At 68.8% G+C, this 17,831-nt stretch carries 16 protein-coding genes; 8 read left to right on the top strand and 8 right to left on the bottom strand.

Annotated features, from left to right (window positions below):
- Positions 1 to 76 precede the first annotated feature (76 nt).
- Together AB0L74_RS06125 and AB0L74_RS06120 are read right to left on the bottom strand one after the other, a co-directional pair.
- Complete coding sequence (locus AB0L74_RS06125; RefSeq protein ID WP_365646098.1) at positions 77 to 1,159, bottom strand: inositol-3-phosphate synthase; 1,083 nt, start codon at positions 1,157 to 1,159, stop codon at positions 77 to 79.
- Between the two features lie 44 nt (positions 1,160 to 1,203).
- Positions 1,204 to 1,881 carry a PadR family transcriptional regulator gene (locus tag AB0L74_RS06120; protein WP_365646096.1) on the bottom strand — a complete coding sequence of 226 codons (678 nt, stop codon included), beginning with the start codon at positions 1,879 to 1,881 and terminating at the stop codon, positions 1,204 to 1,206.
- A gap of 384 nt (positions 1,882 to 2,265) precedes the next feature.
- Between AB0L74_RS06120 and AB0L74_RS06115 the strand changes: the two genes are divergently transcribed.
- The gene (locus AB0L74_RS06115) at positions 2,266 to 4,947 is read left to right on the top strand and encodes a transglycosylase domain-containing protein (RefSeq protein ID WP_365646094.1); all 2,682 of its coding nucleotides are present in this window, start codon (positions 2,266 to 2,268) and stop codon (positions 4,945 to 4,947) included.
- A 129-nt stretch (positions 4,948 to 5,076) separates the two neighbouring features.
- Entirely contained in the window at positions 5,077 to 6,597 is a 1,521-nt protein-coding gene (locus tag AB0L74_RS06110; protein ID WP_365646092.1) for a glycosyltransferase 87 family protein, read from the top strand.
- A 91-nt stretch (positions 6,598 to 6,688) separates the two neighbouring features.
- On the opposite strand, the gene AB0L74_RS06105 is transcribed toward AB0L74_RS06110, so the two are convergent.
- The 3 genes from AB0L74_RS06105 to AB0L74_RS06095 form a co-directional block, all read right to left on the bottom strand.
- The gene (locus AB0L74_RS06105; protein WP_358784579.1) at positions 6,689 to 7,720 is read right to left on the bottom strand and encodes an alanine racemase; all 1,032 of its coding nucleotides are present in this window, start codon (positions 7,718 to 7,720) and stop codon (positions 6,689 to 6,691) included.
- A gap of 131 nt (positions 7,721 to 7,851) precedes the next feature.
- Positions 7,852 to 8,973: a peptidoglycan bridge formation glycyltransferase FemX gene (gene femX / locus AB0L74_RS06100; protein WP_365646089.1), complete on the bottom strand. Its 1,122-nt coding sequence runs from the start codon at positions 8,971 to 8,973 to the stop codon at positions 7,852 to 7,854.
- Positions 8,974 to 9,237: 264 nt separating this feature from the next.
- On the bottom strand, positions 9,238 to 9,552 hold the full coding sequence (locus tag AB0L74_RS06095; protein WP_044382754.1) for a hypothetical protein: 315 nt from the start codon (positions 9,550 to 9,552) through the stop codon (positions 9,238 to 9,240).
- 315 nt (positions 9,553 to 9,867) lie between these two features.
- Here AB0L74_RS06095 and rpsF point away from each other — a divergent pair, with 315 nt between their 5' ends.
- The 4 genes from rpsF to rplI all read left to right on the top strand — a co-directional run bounded on the left by rpsF (position 9,868) and on the right by rplI (position 11,587).
- A complete protein-coding gene (gene rpsF, locus AB0L74_RS06090; RefSeq protein ID WP_014673750.1) occupies positions 9,868 to 10,158 on the top strand; it encodes a 30S ribosomal protein S6 in 291 nt (96 codons plus the stop codon).
- A 75-nt stretch (positions 10,159 to 10,233) separates the two neighbouring features.
- Complete coding sequence (locus AB0L74_RS06085; protein ID WP_029381814.1) at positions 10,234 to 10,803, top strand: single-stranded DNA-binding protein; 570 nt, start codon at positions 10,234 to 10,236, stop codon at positions 10,801 to 10,803.
- A gap of 82 nt (positions 10,804 to 10,885) precedes the next feature.
- Positions 10,886 to 11,122, top strand: coding sequence for a 30S ribosomal protein S18 (rpsR, locus tag AB0L74_RS06080; protein ID WP_003949403.1), 237 nt, complete (start codon positions 10,886 to 10,888; stop codon positions 11,120 to 11,122).
- Between the two features lie 18 nt (positions 11,123 to 11,140).
- Positions 11,141 to 11,587, top strand: coding sequence for a 50S ribosomal protein L9 (gene rplI, locus AB0L74_RS06075; protein WP_365646087.1), 447 nt, complete (start codon positions 11,141 to 11,143; stop codon positions 11,585 to 11,587).
- 150 nt (positions 11,588 to 11,737) lie between these two features.
- Here rplI and AB0L74_RS06070 read toward each other — a convergent pair whose 3' ends face one another.
- Positions 11,738 to 13,075 (bottom strand): MATE family efflux transporter, encoded by a 1,338-nt coding sequence (locus AB0L74_RS06070; RefSeq protein WP_365646085.1) that lies wholly within the window; start codon positions 13,073 to 13,075, stop codon positions 11,738 to 11,740.
- Positions 13,076 to 13,535: 460 nt separating this feature from the next.
- Here AB0L74_RS06070 and dnaB point away from each other — a divergent pair, with 460 nt between their 5' ends.
- Both dnaB and AB0L74_RS06060 read left to right on the top strand, forming a co-directional pair.
- Positions 13,536 to 15,014: a replicative DNA helicase gene (gene dnaB, locus AB0L74_RS06065; RefSeq protein ID WP_365646083.1), complete on the top strand. Its 1,479-nt coding sequence runs from the start codon at positions 13,536 to 13,538 to the stop codon at positions 15,012 to 15,014.
- 174 nt (positions 15,015 to 15,188) lie between these two features.
- Complete coding sequence (locus AB0L74_RS06060; protein ID WP_365646081.1) at positions 15,189 to 16,574, top strand: serine hydrolase domain-containing protein; 1,386 nt, start codon at positions 15,189 to 15,191, stop codon at positions 16,572 to 16,574.
- Positions 16,575 to 16,631: 57 nt separating this feature from the next.
- Here the strand turns inward: AB0L74_RS06060 and AB0L74_RS06055 are convergent, their stop codons facing one another.
- Both AB0L74_RS06055 and AB0L74_RS06050 read right to left on the bottom strand, forming a co-directional pair.
- The gene (locus AB0L74_RS06055) at positions 16,632 to 17,084 is read right to left on the bottom strand and encodes a GNAT family N-acetyltransferase (RefSeq protein ID WP_365646079.1); all 453 of its coding nucleotides are present in this window, start codon (positions 17,082 to 17,084) and stop codon (positions 16,632 to 16,634) included.
- 37 nt (positions 17,085 to 17,121) lie between these two features.
- Positions 17,122 to 17,586, bottom strand: coding sequence for a MarR family transcriptional regulator (locus AB0L74_RS06050; RefSeq protein WP_365646077.1), 465 nt, complete (start codon positions 17,584 to 17,586; stop codon positions 17,122 to 17,124).
- Positions 17,587 to 17,831 lie beyond the last annotated feature (245 nt).

The raw sequence follows: 17,831 nt of genomic DNA, 5'->3' as shown, positions 1-17,831 counted from the left end.
GCACAGCCTCACATACGGGCAGGGTCCCCGGGTCACACGACCCGGGGACCCTCAACAGCCCGAGGGGACAGCGCGGTTAGCGCTCGACCTCACCGCGGATGAACTTCTCGACGTTCGCGCGGGCCTCGTCGTCGAAGTACTGGACCGGCGGGGACTTCATGAAGTAGCTGGACGCGGAGAGCACCGGGCCGCCGATGCCGCGGTCCTTGGCGATCTTCGCGGCGCGCAGCGCGTCGATGATGACACCGGCGGAGTTCGGGGAGTCCCAGACCTCGAGCTTGTACTCCAGGTTCAGCGGGACGTCACCGAAGGCGCGGCCCTCGAGACGGACGTAGGCCCACTTGCGGTCGTCGAGCCAGGCGACGTAGTCGGACGGGCCGATGTGGACGTTCTTCTCGCCGAGGTCCCGGTCGGGGATCTGGGAGGTGACGGCCTGCGTCTTGGAGATCTTCTTCGACTCGAGGCGGTCGCGCTCGAGCATGTTCTTGAAGTCCATGTTGCCGCCGACGTTCAGCTGCATCGTGCGGTCCAGGATGACGCCCCGGTCCTCGAACAGCTTCGCCATGACGCGGTGCGTGATGGTGGCGCCGACCTGCGACTTGATGTCGTCACCGACGATCGGGACACCCGCCTCGGTGAACTTGTCCGCCCACTCCTTGGTGCCGGCGATGAAGACCGGGAGGGCGTTGACGAAGGCGACCTTGGCGTCGATGGCGCACTGGGCGTAGAACTTCGCCGCGTCCTCGGAACCCACCGGCAGGTAGCAGACGAGGACGTCGACCTGCTGGTCCTTGAGGACCTGGACGACGTCGACCGGCTCCTCGGCGGACTCCTCGATGGTCTCGCGGTAGTACTTGCCCAGGCCGTCGAGGGTGTGGCCGCGCTGCACCGTCACGCCGGTGCGGGGGACGTCGCAGATCTTGATGGTGTTGTTCTCGGAGGCGCCGATGGCGTCCGCGAGGTCGAGGCCGACCTTCTTGGCGTCCACGTCGAAGGCGGCGACGAACTCGATGTCGCGCACGTGGTAGTCGCCGAACTGGACGTGCATCAGGCCCGGGACCTTGGCCGCCGGGTCGGCGTCCTTGTAGTACTCGACGCCCTGCACCAGCGATGCGGCGCAGTTGCCCACGCCGACGATGGCTACGCGAACCGAACCCATTCCGGTTGCTCCCTGTGTGTACGAGTGAGGCCCGTGCGGGGCGCTCACGTGGCGGTGTCGTCGGGCGTATCCGGCCGGGGGTCGTCCCCGGACCGGGGCAGGTCGCCCGTCGCTCCAGATGTGGTGTCCTGCTGAGCGGTCTCCCCGGAGCCGGAACCTCTCAGGTCCCGCCCGGCCCGCTCGCTCTCGATGAGCTCGTTCAGCCAGCGCACTTCGCGCTCCACGGACTCCATCCCATGGCGCTGGAGCTCAAGCGTGTAGTCGTCGAGGCGCTCCCGGGTGCGGGCGAGGGAGGCGCGCATCTTCTCCAGGCGCTCCTCCAGCCGGCTGCGCCGGCCTTCGAGCACCCGCATGCGCACATCGCGCGACGTCTGGCCGAAGAACGCGAACCGGGCGGCGAAGGTCTCGTCCTCGTACGCGTCGGGGCCCGTCTGGGCGAGCAGCTGCTCGAAGTGCTCCTTGCCCTCCGCCGTCAGCCGGTAGACGATCTTGGCGCGGCGTCCGGTGAGCGGTGCCGCGGCCTCGGCGGCGTTCCCCGGCTCCTCGATCAACCAGCCGTTCGCGACCAGCGTCTTGAGGCAGGGGTACAGCGTCCCGTAGCTGAACGCCCGGAACACACCCAGTGACGTATTGAGTCGTTTGCGCAGCTCATAGCCGTGCATCGGAGATTCGCGGAGCAGGCCGAGAACGGCGAACTCGAGGATCCCGGAACGCCGGCTCATCGTCGCCTCCTCTCACCCGCGGACGTGCCGCGACGGTCTCGCGGCGGCCTTTATGCCGCCCTGATGTATCGACTCGATACATCCAGACGATAGAACGGCCTTCCGGGCGCGACAAGAGGGGGGTGGGTGAACGGGATCACATCAGCGATTCGTCGGATGCAAGTTGCCTGATTTGAGGTGAACTTCGGACCTCGGGGGTTTTGGCGGTGCGTAGTCTGTGCGCCATGCACACCTCCGGGAACCGAGTGACGCCCGGGGGCGTCCTCGTCCCCGGTGCAGTACGGGTGAACGCGGGACCGACCGCGTCCGTACGTCGGGGGGACCGGAAACCAGCCGCCGTTTCCAGGCGCGCCAGGGTGCGCCTGCCCGAGGAGTAGTCGTTCGATGAGCGAGCACCGTCGCAAACCGCCGCAGCCGCAGGGAGGCGGACGTGCCGCGGCCCGACGCGGTCAGTCCGGCTCGTCATCCGGTCGCCGTGCGGCGCCGCACGGCGCCACAGGGTCTCCGTCCGAGCCCTATGGGCCGGGTTCGTACGGTCCGGGAGGCGAGGAACGTCCGTATGGCGGCCGGGCCGAGGCCCGCCGTGCGGCGCAGCGCGCCGCGGGCGGGCGCCGCAGAGCGGCCGAGCCCGGCCGTGGCGGGCGGCGCGCCGCTCCCGCGGGGCGCGGGCGGGCGGCCGCCGCCGGGGGCAAGCGGCTGATCGACTACCCGCGGTACGACCGCGACGGGTGGCAGCGCTGGGTGCCGTCCTGGAAACTCGTCTCCGGGCTGTGCGTCGCGTTCTTCGGTGCGCTGGTGGCCGCCGCGGGGATCGGGTACGCCTGGGTCGACGTGCCCGACGTCGCGAAGACGGCCGAGGCGCAGAACAACGTGTACTACTGGGCCGACGGCACCCAGATGGTCGCCACCGGCGGTGAGCGCAACCGCCAGATCATCGGCCTGGAGCAGATCCCCAAGGACATGCAGAACGCCGTGATCTCGCAGGAGAACAAGACGTTCTACAGCGACAGCGGCATCGACCCGAAGGGCATCGCCCGCGCCGTGTTCAACATGGCCCGGGGCGGGGAGACGCAGGGCGGCTCGACCATCACCCAGCAGTACGTGAAGAACGCGATGCTGGAGGACCAGTCGCAGACGATCTCCCGCAAGGTCACGGAGATCTTCGTCTCGATCAAGGTGGGTACCACCCTCCCCAAGCACAAGATCCTCGAGGGCTATCTGAACTCGGCCTACTACGGCCGCGGTGCCTACGGCATCCAGGCGGCCGCGCGCGCCTACTTCAACAAGGACGCCAAGTACCTCGACGCCGGCGAGTGCGCCTTCCTGTCGGCGATGCTCAAGGGCGCCACCTACTACGACCCGGCCGGCGCGACCTCCATCGACCCCGCCGCCACACCGGAGGCCAACACGAAGCGGGCCCTGCGGCAGATGCAGGACACCCTCGACAAGATGGTCGAGTACAAGCATCTGGACCAGGCCGAGCGTGCCCAGTTCACCTCGCTGCCCAAGGTGCAGAACCCGCGCTCCAACACCCAGCTCAGCGGTCAGATCGGTTACCTCGTCGACCTGGCCAAGTCGTCGCTGATCAAGAACGACGTCGTCACCCAGGACCAGCTGGAGCAGGGCGGGTACTCGATCTACACGACCTTCGACCGGAAGAAGGTCGAGGAGCTCGAGGCCGCGGTCAAGAAGGTCTACAAGGAGAACATCGACCCCAAGGCGCGGCCGGACACGGACACGCACGTCCAGTTCGGCGGTGCCTCGGTGGACCCGAAGACGGGTGCCATCAGGGCCATCTACGGCGGTGAGGACGCCACCAAGCACTTCACCAACAACGCCGACGTGACCGGCGCCCAGGTCGGTTCGACCTTCAAGCCGTATGTGCTCGCGGCGGCGATGAAGTGGGGCGTGCGGGACCCCGATCTGGGCCCGGTGCAGTCCGAGGCCGAGCGGACGGTGGTCTCGCCGAAGAGCCTGTACAGCGGCAAGAACAAGCTCAAGATCAAGGAATACGACGGGTCGATCTGGCACAACGAGAAGGGCGAGGAGTGGCTGCAGACGAACGACGGCGACGAGTCGCTCGGTGAGCCGCCGAACTACCAGATCGACCTCCGCGAGGCCATGCAGTTCTCGTCGAACTCCGCCTTCGTGCAACTCGGCATGGACGTCGGGCTGGACAAGGTGAAGGAGGCGGCGATCGACGCGGGTCTGCTGGAGGAGAGCCTGGCGGGTACCACCTATCCGTCCTTCTCCATCGGCACCTCCGACCCCAGCGCGATCCGTATGGCGGGCTCCTACGCCACCTTCGCCGCCAGTGGCAAGCAGCGCGATCCCTACTCGGTGACGAAGGTCACGAGTAAGGACGGCCCCATCTACACCCACCAGGACAGGACCGAGCAGGCGTTCACCGCCAAGGTCGCCGACAACGTCACGGACGTGCTGAAGACCGTCGTCGAGGCGGGAACCGGTACCAACGCTCAGCTGCCCGGCCGTGAGGTGGCGGGCAAGACCGGTACCACGGACGGCAACAAGTCCGCCTGGTTCGTCGGCTACACCCCGCAGCTGTCGACCGCGATCAGCATGTTCCGCTACCCGGACGACGAGACCATCAAGAACCGCACCTTCCTGGAGATGTACGGGACGGGCAACCAGAAGTCGATCCACGGCGCCTCGTTCCCGTCACTGATCTGGCAGGACTACATGGAGGACGCGCTGAAGGGCCAGCCGGCGGAGAGGTTCCCGACGCCGGAGCCCATCGGCGAAATCGTCAATGACGTGCCGGCCCCGAGCCCGACCCCCACGGTCACCGAAACGCCTGAGGCGAGCCCGTCGCCGAGCCCGTCGCCCAGCCAGAGCTCGACCAGCCCGTCGCCTTCGCCGACGGAGACCTGCGGTGTCTTCGAGTGGCAGTGCGAGGAAGAGGAAACCGGCGGGACCGGCTCCGGGGGCCCGGAAACCGGGGAGCCGGAACCGGGTCAGTCTCCGACGGCTTCACCCACGGAGTCGGAGGATGAGCGCCCGGGCAATGGCAACAACGACAACCTATTCGGTGGCCCGAACGGGTAGCCGAGCGGGCGGAACATCCCCGGCGTGGCTGTTTCACGTGAAACCCCCGCCCTGTTCCACGTGAAACGAGGGCCGTCGCACCCCCAGGGTGCGGCGGCCCTCGCCGCATTCTCAGGCTCTTACGGCAGGATGTGCCCCATGCCCAGTGCAGAATCGACGCCAGCGAGCGTGCACGAGCCGGAGCCGGTGCGTCCGACCAGGGAGGACGCGGTCGCCGCGGCCGGCAGTGAGCTGATCGGCGGCCCCCTCGGCCGGCGCGCCCTGCCGGGGACCTCCTGGTGGGCGCCGGTGCGGGTGATCGCACTCGTGGCGATCGGCATGTTCGCCCTCGGCCTGGTCCAGAAGGCGCCCTGCTACAACGGCGCCTGGTTCTTCGGGGCCAGCTCGCAGTACACACACGCCTGCTACTCGGACATTCCGCACCTCTATCAGGGGCGTGGCTTCGCCGACGGGCTCGTGCCGTACTTCGACAAGCTCTCCGGCGACATGGAGTACCTCGAATATCCGGTGCTGACCGGCATGTTCATGGAGGTCGCGTCCTGGCTCACGCCGGGCAGCGGCAGCCTCCAGGACCAGGCGCAGTGGTACTGGATGGCCAACGCCGGGATGCTCATGGTGTGCGCGGCCGTCATCGCCGTGTGCGTGACCCGGACGCACGGCCGGCGCCCCTGGGACGGGCTGCTGGTCGCTCTGGCCCCCGCCTTCGCGCTGACCGCGACCATCAACTGGGACTTGCTCGCCGTCGCCCTGACGGCCGCCGCGATGCTGATGTGGGCGCGCAGCCGCCCGCTGGCCGCCGGCATCCTGCTCGGGCTGGCCACGGCGGCCAAGCTCTATCCCTTCCTGCTGCTGGGCCCGCTGCTCGTGCTGTGCTGGCGCGCGGGCAGGTGGCGGGAGTTCGGCAAGGCCCTGGCCGGGGCGGCCGGCGCCTGGCTCGTGGTGAACATGCCGGTGATGCTCTTCGCCTTCGACGGCTGGTCGAAGTTCTACACGTTCAGCCAGGAACGAGGCGTCGACTTCGGCTCCTTCTGGCTGATCATCGTCCAGAACACGGCCGACCCGTTCAGCACCGACACCGTCAACACACTGGCCCTGGTCCTGATGGTGCTGTGCTGCGGCGGCATCGCGGTGCTCACGCTGACGGCACCGCGGCGTCCGCGCTTCGCCCAGCTCGCCTTCCTGATCATCGCCGCGTTCGTCCTGACCAACAAGGTCTACTCACCGCAGTACGTCCTGTGGCTGGTACCGCTGGCCGCGCTGGCCCGGCCCAGGTGGCGGGACTTCCTCGTCTGGCAGGCGTGCGAGGTGGCGTACTTCCTCGGCATCTGGTTCTACCTCGCGTACACGACCAGCGGAGACGCCCACAAGGGACTGCCGACCGAGGGCTACCACTGGGCCATCGGCGTGCATCTGCTGGGCACGCTGTACCTGTGCGTCATGGTCGTGCGCGACATCCTGATGCCGGAACGGGACCCCGTGCGCCGAACCGGCGACGACGACCCTTCGGGCGGTGTGCTCGACGGCGCGCCGGACGTCTTCGCGCTCGGCCTGGTGTCCCCCTCCTCGCAGCGTGCGGCCTACACCGACGGTGCCGCCCCAGGTTCCCAGGTGGAATGGGGTGCCGACCGGACCGGCGGCGACTCGCACTGAGACGGCACGGGCACGGGCAGGGCGCCGGTGACCGTCACACGAGGGCCGTACCCGGGAGACCGGGTACGGCCCTCGTGCCGCCGGGCGGTGCTCAGCGGTCGACGAGCCGGTCGAACTGCGTGGTGGTGTGCCGGAGGTGGGCCACCAGCTCGTCCCCGACCTTGGGCTCCGGCGCGTCCGCGGGCACGAACAGGATCGAGACCTGCATGTGCGGCGGTTCGGCGAACCAGCGCTGCTTGCCGCCCCAGACGAACGGGGAGAGGTTGCGGTTGACGGTGGCGAGGCCGGCCCGGGCCACCCCCTTCGCGCGGGGCATGACGCCGTGCAGCGCCTTGGGGGCCTCCAGGCCCACCCCGTGCGACGTACCGCCCGCCACGACCACGAGGAAGCCGTCGGAGGCCGCCTTCTGCTGCCGGTAGCCGAAGCGCTCCCCCTTGGCCACGCGCGTCACGTCCAGAACGGAGCCGCGGTACTCGGTGGCCTCGTGGTCCCCCAGCCACAGCCGGGTCCCGATACGCGCCCGGAAGCGGGTCTGCGGGAACTGCTGCTGCAACCGGGCGAGATCCTCGGCCTTGAGGTGGCTGACGAACATGGTGTGCAGCGGCAGCCGGGCCGCGCGCAGCCGGTCCATCCAGCCGATGACCTCCTCGACGGCGTCCGAGCCGTCGGTGCGGTCCAGCGGCAGGTGGATGGCGAAGCCCTCCAGCCGGACGTTCTCTATCGCGGCGTGCAACTGGGGCAGGTCCTGCTCGCTGATGCCGTGCCGCTTCATCGAGGACATCACCTCGATGACGACCCGGGCTCCGACGAGCCCGTACACACCGTCGACGGACGACACCGAGCGCACCACCCGGTCGGGCAGCGGAACCGGTTCCTCGCCGCGCCGGTACGGCGTCAGCACCAGCAGGTCACCGCTGAACCAGTCCTTGATCCGCGCGGCCTCGTACGTCGTGCCGACGGCGAGGACATCCGCGCCGAGCCGCGTGGCCTCCTCCGCGAGCCGCTCGTGTCCGAAGCCGTAGCCGTTGCCCTTGCAGACGGGGACGAGCCCCGGGAACTGCTCCTGCACGTGCTTGTGGTGCGCCCGCCAGCGCGCGGTGTCGACGTAGAGCGTGAGCGCCATGGCCGGACCTGGAACCTTTCTCGTGGCTGAGGTTGTGACGAAGGGAGGGAAGACGAAAGGAGGAAGGGAGGAAAGCTGTGGGAGCCATCGAAGCCGTGGTGAATGAGGCTACGGGAGCGGTGAGGGACCGCTCAGCGGCGCGACATGTAGATGTCCAGCGCCTTGTGCAGCAGCTTGTTCAGCGGGAAGTCCCACTCGCCGAGGTACTCGGCGGCCTGGCCGCCCGTGCCCACCTTGAACTGGATCAGTCCGAAGAGGTGATCGGTCTCGTCCAGTGAGTCGGAGATGCCGCGCAGGTCGTAGACGGTCGCGCCGAGCGCGTAGGCGTCGCGCAGCATCCGCCACTGCATCGCGTTCGAGGGGCGGACCTCACGGCCGATGTTGTCGGAGGCGCCATAGGAGTACCAGACGTGCCCGCCCACGATCAGCATCGTGGCCGCGGACAGGTTCACGCCGTTGTGGCGGGCGAAGTACAGCCGCATGCGGTTGGGGTCCTCGCTGTTGAGGGCCGTCCACATGCGCTGGAAGTACGACAGCGGGCGGGGCCGGAACTGGTCGCGCACGGCCGTGATCTCGTACAGCCGCTGCCACTCCTCCAGATCGTGGTAGCCGCCCTGGACGACCTCGACGCCGGCCTTCTCGGCCTTCTTGATGTTGCGGCGCCACAGCTGGTTGAAGTTCTTGTGGACCTCTTCCAGGGAACGGTTGGCCAGCGGCACCTGGAAGACGTACCGGGGCTGGACGTCGCCGAATCCGGCGCCGCCGTCCTCGCCCTGCTGCCAGCCCATGCGGCGCAGCTTGTCGGACACCTCGAAGGCACGCGGCTCGATGAAGTCGGCCTCCATGTCGCGCAGCCGCTTCACATCCGGGTCCTGGATGCCCTTCTTGATGGTCGCGGCGTCCCAGCGCCGAATGATCACCGGCGGGCCCATCTTGACCGAGAAGGCGCCCTGCCGCTTCAGATGCGCCAGCATCGGCTCCAGCCAGTCCTGGAGGTTGGGCGCGAACCAGTTGATGACCGGACCCTCGGGCAGATAGGCCAGGTAGCGCTTGATCTTGGGGAGCTGCCGGTAGAGGACCAGACCGACGCCGACCAGTTCGCCCGTCCGCTCGTCGAACCAGCCGAGGTTCTCCGAGCGCCATTCCGCCTTCACGTCCGCCCAGGCCGGGACCTGCATGTGACTCGCCGACGGCAGGCTCTGGATGTAGGCCAGATGCTGCTCTCGACTGATGGTCCTCAGGGTCAGGCTCATTCGGGGCGCTCCTCGGGCTGGTGTGTCCCCATGTGGTCAGGGGCTCCGGCTCTCAGGGCCTGTCCGGTGGATCCTGCCGGAGACGCGGGGGTCTGGCCCGCCGGTCGGGTCGCTTCGTTCCTCCGGCCCGATCCGCCGGACAGGCCCTAGCGCCGAAGCCTACTGCGCCTCAGGGGCGCCCCGGCTGGGCGTACGGCACCTTCGCCCCGGCCTGTCGGCGGCCGGAGCGTTTCCCGGTGTTCCGAACGGGTGGTGTCCGTGGCGTCAGTCGATGACCCCGCCGAAGAGGCCGCCGTGCGCCATGCCCAGGAAGAAGCCGATGCCCGCGGCTCCGAGACCCAGGATGAGCCCGAAGCGCTCGCGGGTCGTCTCGGAGATCCACTGACCGTAGGCGCCCGTGAGCAGCCCGATGAGGCCGGTCCACGAGCTGAGCAGGTGCAGATGGTGGAACATCGCCGTCACGAACGACGTGATGCCCAGCACCAGGGTCACCGCGAGGAGCGCGTCCTGGCGGGGGTGGGGCTTGCCGTCCGTGGCGAAAAGGCCGCCGGCGGTGTTGGGTCGCAATGCCTGTGCCATGGGGCACCTCCTGCGAGAGACGGCGCATCGTAGCGCCCTACACACCCGATGTGTACAGATTGACCGGCTCCGCGACCGGATTTCAACCGGAAGCGGGTGTGCGGGTAGTCTGTACCGTCTGCACCGGTGTCTGCCCAGGAAGGCAGTCAGGCGGTCAGGTCGGCGCCCGGACTCGTCCGGCCGATCTGGTGACCCGCCGCTCGCCCCTCATTGTCAGTGGCGGCTGTTTGACTGACGGGCATCGTTGCGTACGCATCGCAACCCTCCTGCCACGGAACGACCGTGGCCGCTGAGTCCAAAGGAGGTGGGTTCCACATGCGTCACTACGAGGTGATGGTCATCCTCGACCCCGATCTCGAGGAGCGCGCTGTCTCCCCGCTGATCGAGAACTTCCTTTCTGTCGTCCGTGACGGTGGCGGAAAGGTCGAGAAGGTCGACACCTGGGGCCGTCGTCGTCTCGCGTACGAGATCAAGAAGAAGCCCGAGGGCATCTACTCGGTCATCGACTTGCAGGCCGAGCCTGCGGTCGTCAAGGAGCTCGACCGCCAGATGAACCTGAACGAGTCGGTCCTCCGGACCAAGGTCCTCCGTCCCGAGACCCACTGAGCCTCCCGCTCAGCCGGTCCCGGGACCGAGTAGCAGCACAAGCAGCCAGCAGCAAACCCGCCGAGAGGTTCCCCCATGGCAGGCGAGACCGTCATCACGGTCATCGGCAATCTTGTCGACGACCCCGAGCTGCGCTTCACCCCGTCCGGTGCGGCCGTCGCGAAGTTCCGTGTCGCGTCCACTCCCCGCACCTTCGACCGCCAGACCAACGAGTGGAAGGACGGCGAGAGCCTCTTCCTGACCTGCTCGGTCTGGCGCCAGGCGGCGGAGAACGTCGCCGAGTCGCTCCAGCGAGGCATGCGCGTCATCGTGCAGGGCCGGCTGAAGCAGCGGTCCTACGAGGACCGTGAGGGCGTCAAGCGTACGGTCTACGAGCTGGACGTCGACGAGGTCGGCGCCAGCCTGCGCAACGCCACGGCCAAGGTCACCAAGACCTCGGGCCGCGGTGGCCAGGGTGGTTACGGCGGCGGTGGCGGCCAGGGTGGCGGCGGCTGGGGCGGTGGCCCCGGTGGCGGCCAGCAGGGCGGCGGCGCTCCCGCCGACGACCCGTGGGCGACCGGCGCTCCCGCCGGTGGCAACCAGGGCGGCGGCGGTGGCTGGGGCGGCGGCTCCGGCGGCGGCTACTCGGACGAGCCTCCCTTCTAGGTCACGGAGCCGGGCCCTCGGGCCTGGCCGGACCGAGAGGGCGGGCCGTACCCACACTTCTTGATCACACAGGAGAATCACCATGGCGAAGCCGCCTGTGCGCAAGCCGAAGAAGAAGGTCTGCGCGTTCTGCAAGGACAAGGTCACGTACGTGGACTACAAGGACACGAACATGCTGCGGAAGTTCATTTCCGACCGCGGCAAGATCCGTGCCCGCCGCGTGACCGGCAACTGCACCCAGCACCAGCGCGATGTCGCCACGGCCGTGAAGAACAGCCGTGAGATGGCGCTGCTGCCCTACACGTCCACCGCGCGATAAGGGAAGGGTGACCGACTCATGAAGATCATCCTCACCCACGAGGTCACCGGCCTCGGTGCCGCGGGCGACGTCGTCGACGTCAAGGACGGTTACGCCCGTAACTACCTGATCCCGCGGAAGTTCGCGATCCGCTGGACCAAGGGCGGCGAGAAGGACGTCGAGCAGATTCGTCGCGCTCGCAAGATCCACGAGATTCAGACCATCGAGCAGGCCAACCAGGTGAAGGCCCAGCTCGAGGGCGTGAAGGTCCGTCTGGCCGTTCGCGCCGGCGACGCCGGTCGTCTCTTCGGTTCCGTCACCCAGGCCGACATCGCCTCGGCGATCAAGGCTGCCGGTGGCCCCGAGGTCGACAAGCGCCGTATCGAGGTGACCTCGCCGATCAAGACCCTGGGCGCCCACGAGACGTCCGTGCGTCTGCACCCCGAGGTGGCCGCCACGGTCAGCATCGAGGTTGTCGCGGCCTGAGTGCCGTGCTCGCTGAAGCGGTGAGAGGGGCCGCACCCCAGGTGGGTGCGGCCCCTCTCATGTCCGGGTACGTCCCGCGTCCCGAGCCGCTGCCCGGAGCGCGCGGTTTCACGTGAAACGGTCACCCGCTGACCGTTTCACGTGAAACGGTCAGCGGGTCGCGCCGGTAACGATCCAGCGACCGGAGCGGGTGCGGAGCCACAGCGTCAGCATCCGCACGGTCATCATCAGCGTCATGGCCGCCCAGATGGCAGTGAGACCACCACCGAAGACCGGGACGAGCAGGGCCACCGGCGTGAAGACCGCCAGGGTGACCAGCATTGCCCAGGCGAGGTAGGGACCGTCACCCGCGCCCATCAGAACGCCGTCCAGGACGAAGACGACACCACAGATCGGCTGGGACACGGCCACGATGATCAGAGCAGGCAGCGCCGCGTCCTTGACCGCGGAATCGCCGGTGAACAGGGGCAGGAACGCCGGGCGGGTGACCATGACCAGCACACCCAGCCCGATCCCGACCGCGATGCCCCACTCCACCATCCGGCGGCAGACCGCGCGGGCGCCCTGGGAGTCGCCGGCTCCGAGGTACCGCCCGATGACGGCCTGCCCCGCTATGGCGATGGCGTCGAGCGCGAAGGCGAGCAGGCTCCAGAGGGACAGGATGATCTGGTGGGCGGCGATGTCGGCGTCGCCGAGACGAGCCGCGACGGCAGTGGCGATCATCAGGATGGCCCGAAGGGAGAGCGTGCGGACCAGCAAGGGCACCCCGGCCTGGGCCGAGGCTCTGATCCCGGCGGCATCCGGGCGCAGGGAGGCGCCGTGCCGACGGGCTCCTCGGACGACCACCACGAGATAGACCGCGGCCATGCCGCACTGGGCGATGACGGTGCCCCAGGCGGAGCCGGCGATGCCGAGACCGGCACCGTAGACGAGCCCCGCGTTCAGGGCGGCGTTGGCGATGAAGCCCGCGACGGCGACGTAGAGAGGTGTCCTGGTGTTCTGGAGCCCGCGCAGAACGCCGGTCGCGGCCAGTACCACGAGCATGGCGGGGATGCCGAGGGCGGAGATGCGCAGGTAGGTGGTGGCGTACGGGGCGGCGGTGGAGGACGCGCCGAAGAGATCCACGAGGAACGGTGCCGTGGGCAGGACGATGGTGATGACGGCGGCGCCGAGCAGCAGCGCCAGCCAGATGCCGTCCATGCCTTGACGGATGGCGGACGGCAGGTCGCCCGCGCCGAGGCGTCGGGCGACGGCCGCCGTGGTGGCGTAGGCGAGGAAGACGAAGACGCTGACGGCGGTGGTCAGGAGGGCCGAGGCGACACCGAGTCCGGCGAGCTGGGCTGTGCCCAGATGGCCGACGATCGCGCTGTCGGCCATGACGAAGAGCGGCTCGGCGACGAGTGCGCCGAAGGCCGGAACGGCCAGCGCGATGATCTCTCGGTCGTGCTGTCGCCGTATGGACCCGGAACGCGCGTGGACCTGTGTCATGAGCACCAATCTAATCGTCCACAGGTAATGGATGCAAAGGCATTGTGATCCTTACTTGTCCTCTCTGGGGGTGTGCTTCCTCGCACCGTCGGCAGCGATGTTGCCCCGTTGGGGGAAGTTTTTCTTCTGCACAGCCAGTGGACGTCAAAGCCGCAGGTCAAAGCGGTTTCCGCAGAGGTGGCGAGTGCTTGTTCACAGGGCTGTCCACCGGCTCGTGCACAGGTTTCGCGTAGTTCTCCACAGCATCGGGGCCGTCGTCCACATGGCCTGTGGATAACCAGATTGGCTGACGCTGCCCGGAGCCCTACGGTGGTCCGGCGCCTGCTCCGTTCGCCGGGACGCAAACCATGGCAAAACCGGCGCCTATGAAACCGGAGGCGGGGCGTCTCATGTGTCAGTGCCGTGCCGTAGAAAGAAGGGCACGGCTAGGTCCGCGGTGCGGACGGGAGGAGGTGGCTCGGTGAGCATTTCCGAGCCCTTGGACGAGCCGTGGGCCGACAGCGGTCCCAGTGATCGTCTGCCTGCCTCCCGTCGGCGTGTGGACGGACCCCGCGGCCGTGACGATCAGCACGAACGCGGCCGGGACACCGGGGAGTGGGATGGCGCGGGCTCGTCGTTCGAGCGCCTTCCGCCGCAGGATCTGGAGGCCGAGCAGTCGGTTCTCGGCGGCATGCTCCTGTCCAAGGACGCCATTGCCGACGTCGTCGAGATCCTCAAGGGCCGGGACTTCTACAAGCCGGCGCACGAGACGATCTACCAGGCGATCCTCGACGTCTACGCCAAGGGCGAGCCGGCCGACCCCATCACGATCGCCGCCGAGCTGACCAAGCGCGGCGAGATCAACAAGGTCGGCGGGGCGGCGTATCTGCACACGCTCGTCCAGACCGTGCCGACGGCGGCGAACGCGGCGTACTACGCGGAGATCGTCCAGGAGCGCGCCGTCCTGCGCCGCCTCGTCGAGGCCGGAACGCGGATCACGCAGATGGGATACGCGGCCGACGACGACGTCGACGAGATCGTCAACCGCGCCCAGGCGGAGGTCTACGCCGTCACCGAGCAGCGCACGAGCGAGGACTATCTGCCGCTCGGCGACATCATGGAGGGCGCCCTTGACGAGATCGAGGCGATCGGCTCGCGCAGCGGCGAGATGACCGGCGTGCCCACGGGGTTCACCGACTTCGACTCGCTCACCAACGGCCTGCACCCGGGGCAGATGATCGTCATCGCCGCCCGTCCCGCCATGGGTAAGTCGACGCTCGCGCTGGACTTCGCGCGCGCGGCGTCGATCAAGCACAACCTGCCGAGCGTCATCTTCTCGCTGGAGATGGGGCGCAACGAGATCGCGATGCGTCTGCTGTCCGCCGAGGCCCGGGTCGCCCTGCACCACATGAGGTCCGGCACGATGACGGACGACGACTGGACGCGCCTGGCGCGCCGGATGCCGGATGTCTCCGCCGCGCCGCTGTACATCGACGACTCCCCGAACCTGTCGATGATGGAGATCCGCGCCAAGTGCCGTCGCCTCAAGCAGCGCAACGACCTCAAGCTGGTCGTGATCGACTACCTCCAGCTGATGCAGTCCGGCGGCTCCAAGCGCGCCGAGAGCCGCCAGCAGGAGGTCTCGGACATGTCCCGGAACCTGAAGCTGCTGGCCAAGGAGCTGGAGATCCCGGTCATCGCCCTGTCCCAGCTGAACCGCGGTCCCGAGCAGCGCACCGACAAGAAGCCGATGGTCTCGGACCTGCGTGAGTCCGGCTCCATCGAGCAGGACGCCGACATGGTCATCCTGCTGCACCGCGAGGACGCCTACGAGAAGGAGTCGCCGCGCGCCGGCGAGGCCGACCTGATCGTGGCCAAGCACCGTAACGGCCCGACGGCGACCATCACGGTCGCCTTCCAGGGGCACTACTCGCGGTTCGTGGACATGGCGCAGACCTGAGCCGGCGTTGGTGCGGGACCTCGTATCCGCCTCGAACCCCGGAGCCGGTGCCGGCCTCGGCGCGGCCCGTGCCGGCCGCGCGGTCCTGCCCCACCTGATCAGCCGGACTGAGAAGCCGGGCCGCTCCGGTTAATTGGCTCGACGCGGGATAGGCGGCCGGGTGGACTGTGAGGCATGACGACACCTCAGAAAGAGCTGCTTCCCGGAACCCGCCGTGCGCTGCTGCACCGGATCGCCGTCGCCCAGGCCGAAGGGCGGGCGCCGTCGCTGGTCGCCGCGGTCGTGCGCGGTGGGCGGACCGTCTGGCACGGGGCGCGGACCTCGGTGGACGGGCACGGCCCGGACGAGAACACGCAGTACCGGATCGGTTCGATCACCAAGACCTTCACCGCCGTGCTGGTGCTGCGGCTGCGTGACGAGGGACTGCTCGACCTCGGAGATCCCCTGGAGAAGCATCTGCCGGCGACGGGCGCGGGTGAGGCGACGATCGCCGAACTCCTGGCTCACACCGGTGGCCTGGCTGCCGAGTCGCCGGCGCCGTGGTGGGAACGCACTCCCGGCAGTCTTCGTCCCGGACTCGCCGATGTGCTGGGTGAGCAGCCGTTCCGGCACCCGGCGGGCCGCCGGTTCCATTACTCGAACCCCGGCTACACCCTGCTCGGCGCGCTGGTCGAGAAGGTACGCGGCGCCTCCTGGGAGGAGGTGCTGCGGGCAGAGGTGCTGGAACCTCTCGGACTGGAACGGACGAGCGCGCAACCGCAGGCGCCCCATGCGGGCGGCTGGGCCGTGCACCCGTGGGCCGACGTCCTGCTGCCCGAGCCCACCGAGGATCTCGGGCGGATGGCACCGGCCGGTCAGCTCTGGTCGACCACCGGGGACCTGGCCCGGTTCGCCTCTTTCCTCACGCACGGCGACGACCGGGTGCTGACCGCGCAGACGGTGCGGGAGATGCGGATGCCGGCGGCACCGGCCGAGGCGGCGGATGTCGTGGACGGTCTGACATACGGGCTGGGTCTTCAGATCCAGAGCTGGGACGGGCGGCTGCTCGTCGGGCACTCCGGCTCGCTGCCGGGCTTCCTGGCGAATCTCACCGTCAGCGTGGAGGACGACGTCGCGGCCGTGGTCCTGGCCAACTGCACCTCCGGCCCGCCGCTGTTCCTGGTGGGTGCGGATCTGGTCCGTATCGTCGCCGAGGCCGAGCCGCGGATTCCCGAGCCGTGGCGGCCGATGTCCGACGTCGATGTGTCCGTGCTGGACCTGGCCGGCCCCTGGTACTGGGGGACGCATGCCTTCGCCCTGCGATTGTCGGCCGATGGTGCGGTAGCGCTCGAGCCGTTGTCCGGGGGCGGTCGCCGCTCACGCTTCCGGGCCAACAGCGATGGCACCTGGACCGGACTGGAGGGGTACTACGCCGGGGAGACCCTGCGTGCCGTGCGGCGGCCGGACGGACGTGTGAGCCATCTCGATCTGGGATCGTTCGTGTTCACTCGTCGGCCGTATGACGAGACGGCTCCGGTACCGGGCGGAGTGGATCCCGCGGGATGGCGGGGCATCGGCTAGACAAGGTCCGAACAGGCGCGTCCCGTTTCACGTGAAACAGGGCGCGCCCGCGCGCGGTCACAGGGCGAGTTTGAATCCCACGTGTGAGGGCGTGAAGCCGAGCCGTTCGTAGAAGCGGTGCGCGTCCGTGCGGCTGCTGTCGGACGTCAGCTGCACCAATTGGCAGTTCTGCCGCCGCGATTCGGTGATCGCCCACTCGATGAGCCGTGTCCCCAGGCCGCTGCCGCGCTCGTCGGCGTGGACGCGTACGGCCTCGATGACCGACCGGATGGCGCCGCGGCGGGACAGGCCGGGGATGATCGTGAGCTGGAGCGTGCCGACGACGCGTTCCCCGCGTACGGCCACCGTCAGGTGCTGGTGCGGATCATCGCTGAGGCGTTTGAAGGCCGCCAGATAGGGGGCCAGGTCGTCAGGCGACTCCCGTTGCGCGCCCAGGGGATCGTCGGCGAGCATCGCGACGATCGCCGGGATGTCCTTCTCGGCCGCAGGGCGTATCTCGAGCTCTTTCATGGCCGCACTGTACGCAGTGGGCCGGGGACGCTGCGGCCTAGGCGGGCACCGGTGCCTTCAGTGTCTCCACGACCCGGACCAGGGGGGCGAGCTCCGGGTTCTTCGCTGCCTCGTCGAGAGCCTCGCGCAGCGCGGCGTCGTTCGTCGGCCGGGCTTCCCCCAGGAGCGTGAGGCCCGCTTCGGTGACGTTCGTGTAGATGCCGCGGCGGTCGGTCGGGCAGAGGTACCGCTCCAGCAGGCCCCGGTCCTCCAGCCGGCTGACCAGACGGGTGGTGGCGCTCTGGCTCAGGACGACCGCGTCGGCGACCTGCTTCATCTGTAGGTGGCCCCCGTCGCCGTCGTGCTGCCGGCTCAGCACGTCGAGCAGGGAGTACTCGCGCACGCTCAGGCCGTGCCGGGCCTGAAGAGCGCGCTCGATGTGGGCCTCGATCCTCCCGTGCAGCAGGGACAGGGCGCACCAGCCCTGGGCGAGGGCGGTGAGTGCGGGGTCCGTCGCTGTCATTGGCGTTTCCTCCGTCCCGGAGTGTCTGGAGTCCAGGATAGGGCAGGACCGCAATAGCCTGCGTTTGCAGATAGCCCGCGTGTGCAACTATTGTGTTCGCACGTAAGGCGCTCCTGCAATCTTTTTCGGAAGGTGTACCCCTATGCCTCTCGCGCTCCTGGCCCTCGCGATCGGGGCCTTCGGGATCGGAACGACCGAGTTCGTGATCATGGGTCTGCTGCCCGAGGTCGCGGGCGACTTCGGGG

Source organism: Streptomyces sp. NPDC052020 (genome assembly GCF_040680575.1).
Lineage (GTDB): Bacteria > Actinomycetota > Actinomycetes > Streptomycetales > Streptomycetaceae > Streptomyces.
Note: the sequence above shows the minus strand (reverse complement) of the source record. Positions and strands in the feature narration are given on the sequence as shown.